The sequence below is a fragment of the Stieleria bergensis genome (genome assembly GCA_007745635.1).
GTDB lineage: Bacteria > Planctomycetota > Planctomycetia > Pirellulales > Pirellulaceae > Stieleria > Stieleria bergensis.
This window is the reverse complement of the sequence record CP036272.1, coordinates 4033138-4036096: the sequence shown is the minus strand read 5'-3', so window position 1 is coordinate 4036096 and position 2959 is coordinate 4033138. Positions and strand designations below refer to the sequence as shown.

Below are 2959 nucleotides of genomic sequence, written 5' to 3'. Positions count from 1 at the left end.
ACCGCATCAGCCTTCTGTGAAGCGGTGAAAGATCGTCGTTTTTTTGTCATCAGAATTCTCCTCGGGGGGTGAGATTAATTCACCGGAGGCAAAATTCCAATTCCATGAGAGGCAAGACACGTCGGCAGGCATCATCACGGGGACTGGAGCCGGATTTAATATCCCTGACGGTAGTACCGCGGGGATAACCAGCGACATTGTGATCACCGAGAACGAGTCGGTCACCGACGTTGAGGTGACGCTTTCCGGATTGACTCACTCATGGGCGGGCGACGTCACCGCTACGATTTCCAATGGCACGGTGACCAGTTCGCTGGTTACTAAAGTCGGTTACCCTGGTGGAGTGAACGGTGACTCCTCAGTGTACGACGGAGATTACACATTTAGTTTTGATGGTGGCGATCTTTGGTCGGCAGCAGATGCCGCCGGTTTTGCGGCAGGCATTCCAGATGGTGACTATAAACCAACGGGAGTTGCCAATTCTGCAGTCAGTTTATCTAGCGATTTTTCCGGACAAAGTAGTGCGGGCACTTGGACCCTGTTCATGAGCGACATTGCGGCTGGAGACACCGGCGCACTGACCGGTTGGAGTATTCAATTGACAACCTCAGGTGCATCTTCGCCGGTACCGGAGCCGGGGTCGATGACCGTGTTCGCCGTAGGAGTCGGCGTAGTTTGCGTCATCCGTCGTAGGCGTCGCCCGACTCGTGTTGGTGGTGTTCTGCGTCGTTAGGGTTCTGTTTGAACCATCGATTCTTGAACCTGACGGTGTTGGTCACCTTCCAAAACGAAGGGGCATCGATTGACTTGGGTACGCCCGCAGGGTCTCAAGGTGGGCGTGCATGCGTTAGCCACCGATCCCTCGCCCAACGCTGGTGCCTTCGCCTTTCAAAGGCAGTCATGACAACTGAGCAACACGTCCATTCGTTCTGAAAACACTTCCGTCCAATGCGGTGTGTAGATGGCCGATTTGGTCGAAGCGTCACGGATCACCATTGGCGATCTAAGTGCTCAAAGTGGCGGCGATTTACTTGATTGCTTCGGGAACGAAGATTGTTACCGACTTTGAAAGAGATCCCAGCGAAGACCTTGAGACTTCAAACTCCCTTTGGATCTCTTTGAGTTTGCTGGCTTGTTGCAATCCATGAAGGGAATCGATGACGGGATTGAATATCAACATTGCTACGAGTCACAACATCTGGAGTTTTGTGCGCGAGTTCCCGCGCGGCGGCCTGAACTGGGCCCGGTTCGCCCAGTTAGTCGGGGCACGCATCTCGAACAGGTGATTGCTCGGCTTGAATTGGCGGTTTGGCGACTACTCGCGCAGCGTCTATCACAACTTAGCCGCCGGAAACGGGGCATTCTGACTCAGCTTGCGATCGCAACCGGCCTCTCACATGCGCGACACGTTCGCTTCCGATTGGTCTCGATCCGTTCCTTGCGTGCCTTCTGCCGCAAGGCCTCAAGTGTTTCAGGAATGTCGCCTCCTTTACCGAAGTACATTTCATCTGGCGTTTGCCCGCGAAACGCTGCGTGTGGCAGACGACAGTTGTGTTCTTTGACGTAGAACCCCATCAGTGTCTCGACGGTCTTTACCGAGTCGAGCGTGTTGAGGAAGAGCCATTGGTGCTTCAGGACTCTCCACCACGATTCGATCATTGAATTGGAAAACGTGATCTCCGTTTGGGCGAGCACTCGATTGAGGATTCCCGTTTCGACGAGTTCATCGACCGCACCATTGAAGTTTTCAACTCCACCGTCGGCCAGTAACATTGGTTTGCAATCGGCCATTCCTTTCGACGCAGTGAGTAGAATCGCCGCTGTGGCAACTGGATTGAATGTTGGGGACACCTTCCACGACAGGATGCGGCGGGAGTAGTTATCGATCACCGCGTGAAGATAGGCTTTGCTACCGTCAAGCAACCGGACCACCGAAGTGTCAATGTGCCAAATCTCGTTGGATTTCATCGCTCGGATTCCGACCTTCGGTTTGGCTGGATGCACGCGTTGCCTTGTTCGTCGCCATTTGTGAACTTTGACCAAGCGACGCCATGTACTTGCCGAAGCAAACACCTTGCCCAACCGCTGAGCGAGGATGGCCAAAGTTCCGGTTGGAACGTGGCGGTATTCATCGCCAGTCACGAATTCCTCAATCGTCGCCACCTCATCTGGCGTGAGTTGGTGTGGCATGTTTTGAGGACAAGACGGGCTGTCGTCCAATTCACATTGCTCCTTGCGAGTCCAGGCATAGTACCGGGACTGTGAGAGGCGTATGACTCGCAACACCGACCGCAATGGCAAGGTTGGGCGCGATCGGTCGATGGCTCGCAGTAACTGGCGTTTATGTTTCCCGACGGGAACTCTTTCGTGATTGAGTGAGTAGCCAGAGAGTTTGAGCACGGCGATCATAACCCGGAGCAACGCATTGAGCTTCTGAAGCCGGGCTCGAAGTCGCATGACTTCCTTTTGCAGTCCGATCGCGTCAAGCTGAACGACATCGATCGAAATCACCTCGTTGGCTGTGGTCTTTAGCCAGCCGCGTGCCGTTGATCGAGGGACTCCGTATCGAACGGCACACGTAATATCCTGCGTCGAACGCACGAGCTCCTTGAGACGGTGGTCGTATGTCTTCTGCGTGCGTGCTTTGTTTTCCATGGCCCCATCTTCGTTCCGGGGTCAGGCAGATCAATCAATTGGATGGAATTGAGTACGTTGCGGCCGGTGCGGCGCGAGAACTCGCGCTGAAAACTCCAGAATGTCGTGACGGACAGCACTGCAGGACGCATCCGCCCTCAAACTGAAGAACATCTGTAGGAATCGGGCAAGTCACAATTTAAAAAAATTGTGGGTGGATGAATGACGCTCGCGCTGTCCTGACACCGATCGAAACCGGCGGTGACGATTTTTAAATTGTCAACGCGTCGCAAATTCCATTGTTGGTGAACGTTTGCGGGTCACG

Annotated in this window: 2 protein-coding genes; one reads left to right on the top strand and one right to left on the bottom strand. The window is 54.0% G+C overall.

Annotated elements, in window-relative coordinates:
• The first annotated feature begins 43 nt into the window (after positions 1-43).
• Positions 44-733 carry a proprotein convertase P-domain-containing protein gene (locus SV7mr_RS14045; RefSeq protein WP_145273230.1) on the top strand — a complete coding sequence of 230 codons (690 nt, stop codon included), beginning with the start codon at positions 44-46 and terminating at the stop codon, positions 731-733.
• A gap of 635 nt (positions 734-1368) precedes the next feature.
• Here the strand turns inward: SV7mr_RS14045 and SV7mr_RS14040 are convergent.
• The gene (locus SV7mr_RS14040) at positions 1369-2655 is read right to left on the bottom strand and encodes a DDE-type integrase/transposase/recombinase (protein WP_145273227.1); all 1287 of its coding nucleotides are present in this window, start codon (positions 2653-2655) and stop codon (positions 1369-1371) included.
• Positions 2656-2959 lie beyond the last annotated feature (304 nt).

Bases quoted from the DNA above. Each gene is read 5' to 3' on its own strand.
- SV7mr_RS14040 (WP_145273227.1), bottom strand. From the start codon at position 2,655: ATGGAAAACAAAGCACGCACGCAGAAGACATACGACCACCGTCTCAAG.